4 protein-coding genes are annotated in these 3,699 nt (G+C 50.7%); 2 read left to right on the top strand and 2 right to left on the bottom strand.

Annotation, left to right across the window (positions count from 1 at the left end):
• The coding region (locus A918_RS0101570; protein WP_022709355.1) for an acetoin reductase at window positions 1-779 on the bottom strand (779 nt) is incomplete at its 3' end.
• Between the two features lie 193 nt (window positions 780-972).
• A complete protein-coding gene (locus tag A918_RS0101565) occupies window positions 973-1,341 on the bottom strand; it encodes a DUF488 domain-containing protein (RefSeq protein WP_022709354.1) in 369 nt (122 codons plus the stop codon).
• A gap of 126 nt (window positions 1,342-1,467) precedes the next feature.
• Here A918_RS0101565 and A918_RS0101560 point away from each other — a divergent pair, with 126 nt between their 5' ends.
• Both A918_RS0101560 and A918_RS0101555 read left to right on the top strand, forming a co-directional pair.
• Window positions 1,468-2,553, top strand: coding sequence for an ABC transporter ATP-binding protein (locus A918_RS0101560; RefSeq protein ID WP_033315809.1), 1,086 nt, complete (start codon window positions 1,468-1,470; stop codon window positions 2,551-2,553).
• A gap of 112 nt (window positions 2,554-2,665) precedes the next feature.
• Complete coding sequence (locus tag A918_RS0101555) at window positions 2,666-3,688, top strand: Fe(3+) ABC transporter substrate-binding protein (protein WP_022709352.1); 1,023 nt, start codon at window positions 2,666-2,668, stop codon at window positions 3,686-3,688.
• The last annotated feature ends 11 nt before the right edge of the window (window positions 3,689-3,699 follow it).

The raw sequence follows: 3,699 nt of genomic DNA, 5'->3' as shown, positions 1-3,699 counted from the left end.
TAGCGATAAACTATACCGCCGTCAGTAAGAATGGCCTGACCGGTAATATAATCAGAATCCGGCCCTGCAAGGAAAGAAACCAGCGCGGCCACATCATCCGGTGTTTGCGCACGGCCAAGGGCAATCCCTTCAACAAATTTCTTATAGGTCTCGCCCTTCGGTGCGCCGGTGATTTCCGCAAAGCGTTCATCAATTTCCACCCACATATCGGTACCGACAATGCCCGGACAATAAGCATTCACGGTAATGCCCGCGCTGGCATATTCTTTCGCCGCAGCCTGTGTCAGCGCACGTACTGCAAATTTGGTTGCGGAATAAACGCCAAGCATCGCAAAACCATCATGACCGGCAATAGACGACGCATTGATGATTTTACCCTTCTGGCCGCGCTGCTTGAACTTCGCCGCTGCCGCCTGAATACCCCAGAGCACACCGTCAATATTGATCTTAAAGATCCGGTCAACTTCTTCCGGCGTCACTTCAGAAAGCGGCTTAACCTGCGCAATACCGGCATTGTTCACAATCACATCAAAACCACCGAGCTCTTTCTCGGTATATTCAATGGCCGCATAAATATCATCGCGCTTGCTGACATCGGCAGCAAAAGTCGTTGCCTTGCGCCCGAGCGCTTCAATCTCTTTGGCAACCGCTTCAAGCTTGTCTTCTTTCAGATCAACCAGTGTCAGATCAAAACCGTCTTTTGCCAGGCGCAACGCAATGCCGCGGCCAATGCCCTGAGCCGCACCGGTAACTAACGCAACCTTATTGGTAACAGTCATAATCATATCCTTTTCGTCTTGAGGATCGAAAACCTGCCGGTCAACATGCCTGCTATACACGGCCGCAATATGGCCTTTTGCAACGCATGTCTGCTACCGGATATGAGGGCAGAATTGCAGATTCCTGCATTAATTCATTGATTACAATCAATTTTTCATACAAGTCAGAAAACATCTCTCAAAACATCGCCGTTTACGGCGCTTGCTGCCCGGACAAATAATCTCTGAGAACAATTGCCTGATTATGATCTGTATCTTTTGCTGAATAAAGCAGCGTAACCGCCCCCTCGGAACAATGCTGCAAAAGCAGTTTCACAGGTTCAGGATTATGCCGCAATTCCTCACGATAGCGCCCGCAGAATATCTGCCAGTTTTCCGGACTGCTTTCCTGATGATGAAACCATTGCCGCAGTTCCGTTGTCGGCGCGATCTCTTTGAGCCAGAGGTCAAGGGCAGCTTCTTCTTTGCTCACACCGCGCGGCCAGATGCGGTCAACCAGCACTCTGAAACCATCATCCGGTGAGACATCTTCGTAAATCCGTTTCACTGCGATTTTCAACATTGCCCGTGCTCCTCCGGCATTGCCAAACATATTCAGTTTTACAAGATAATAAATGTCAGGTTTTTATAGTACAACTCCGGAACCGGTGTTATAGCAAAATCAGAACGGAAACAGGCAGAGTGAACAGTGCATTCAAAAGACCACACCGGACAAAGTGATAACAGACTTGCTGCGTTGGAGGTTTCATCCGTCAGCAGACATTTCGACACCACTGCCGCACTGCAGGATATTTCGCTGTCTGTTGCTTCCGGTGAAATCATCTGTCTTGTCGGCCATTCCGGTTGCGGTAAGACCACTCTGCTGAAGATTATCTCCGGTATTGATACGCCGGACAGCGGTTCGGTTTTCATCAATAATCAGCCTATCGTCAACGGTACGCATTTTATCGAACCGGAGCAACGCCGTGTCGGCGTAGTCTTTCAGAATTACGCCCTGTTCCCGCATCTGACGGTAAAGCAAAATGTCCTGTTCGGCTTGCGGAAAACACCGCGGGCAACAGCCTCGGCCCGTGCCGATGAATTGCTGGCTCTGGTCGGCTTGTCCCATATGGCATCCCGTTATCCGCATATGCTCTCGGGCGGTGAACAACAGCGCGTGGCATTGGCGCGCGCACTGGCGCCGACCCCGGACATTCTGCTGATGGATGAGCCCTTTTCCAATCTCGATCAGGGTTTGCGCCAGAAAGTACGCAGTGAAACCATTGCTCTGCTGCGCCAGTTGGGCACCACCGTTATTATCGTTACGCATGATGCCGAAGAGGCTTTGTCTGCCGGAGACCGGATTATCCTGATGAAATCAGGCAAAATCATCCAGCAGGGCACAGCGCATGAAATCTACGACCATCCGAACGGGCGTTATGCAGCTGATTTCTTCTGCAGTTTCAACGCTATTCCGGGCACAATCAAAAGCGGGACGATTGAAACTCCGCTCGGTACTTTTCCGGTCAGCAATACAGAGCTCAGCGACGGACCGGTAACAATGTATCTGCGACCTTCCCATATTCTTCCTGTGGCCGGTACAGATAATCTGCAGAACACAACTGAAGGCACAGTGACAGGCCGTCATTTTCTGGGTGAAACTGAAGAACTTCTCATCCGCACCGGTGATCTGCAAACGCCCCTGCGCATCCGCACTTCTCTCCGGTTACCGGCCAATATTCAGAAAATACATTTGCAGCTTGATACGGACAAAGCGCTCTTCTTCCGCGATTAAACGCACATACAACCTGCTCACAAAGGCTTGACTTGACAGTCAAAGTCAACCAATAGTTGACTTTATTAATCATAATTTCTGTCCATGCAGTTTCAATCATGAAAGAGATACAATGACCAGAACCGGATATGCGCAAGCAGGCTTTGCTCTCGTCCTCGGAACCCTTTTCGCAGGCGCTGCGAATGCAGAGGAAGTCAATATCTATACCACCCGCGAACCGGGTCTGATCCAGCCTCTGCTTGATGCCTTCAAGGCTTCCAGCGGTATTACGGTCAACACCGTATTCCTGAAAGACGGTCTGGCTGAGCGCGTTGCCTCTGAAGGTGAAAATTCCCCTGCGGACATTCTGATGACCGTTGATGCGGGCAACCTGATCGACCTGACTGAAAAAGGCCTCACCCAGCCTGTTTCGTCCAAAGTACTGGAAGAAGCCGTTCCGGCACAGCTGCGCGATGCCAAAGGTGAGTGGTTTGCCCTGTCCATGCGCGCCCGCGTTGTTTATGCCGCCAAGGATCTGGATGTTACCGCTCTGAATTATGAAGATCTGTCCGATCCGAAATGGAAAGGCAAAATCTGTATCCGTGCAGGTCAGCATCCTTACAACACAGCCCTGATCGCCGATTACATCGCCCATTACGGCGCTGAAAAAACCGAAGAATGGCTGAAAGGCGTCAAAGCCAATCTGGCACGTAAAGCTGCTGGTGGTGACCGTGACGGCGCGAAAGACATTGCAGGCGGCATTTGCGATATCGCAGTTGCCAACTCCTACTATGTCGGCCTGATGCGTTCCGGCAAGGGCGGTGAAGAGCAGGTCAAATGGGGTGAAAGCCTCAAAGTCATTCTGCCAACCTTCAAAGAAGGCGGCACACAGGTCAATATCAGCGGTGCGTCCCTTGCCAAACATGCCAAGAACAAAGACGCTGCTGTGAAGCTGCTTGAATATCTGGTTTCTGATGAAGCTCAGAAAATCTATGCAGAAGCCAATTTCGAATATCCGGTTAAAGCCGGTGCGCCGCTTGATCCGATTGTGAAATCCTTCGGTGAGCTGACAATCGACAAAACCCCGCTCACAGAAATCGTAAGCCATCGCAAACAGGCCAGTGAGCTGGTCGATAAAGTAGGCTTCGACAATTAATAAAAAAGCAC

Source organism: Pseudochrobactrum sp. AO18b, from assembly GCF_000409565.1.
GTDB lineage: Bacteria > Pseudomonadota > Alphaproteobacteria > Rhizobiales > Rhizobiaceae > Pseudochrobactrum > Pseudochrobactrum saccharolyticum.
This window is presented reverse-complemented; position numbering and strand designations above follow the sequence as displayed.

What these genes read in the sequence shown, in the direction of transcription:
- A918_RS0101565 (WP_022709354.1), bottom strand. Translation starts at nt 1,341, where the DNA reads ATGTTGAAAATCGCAGTGAAACGGATTTACGAAGATGTCTCACCGGAT.
- A918_RS0101555 (WP_022709352.1), top strand. Translation starts at nt 2,666, where the DNA reads ATGACCAGAACCGGATATGCGCAAGCAGGCTTTGCTCTCGTCCTCGGA.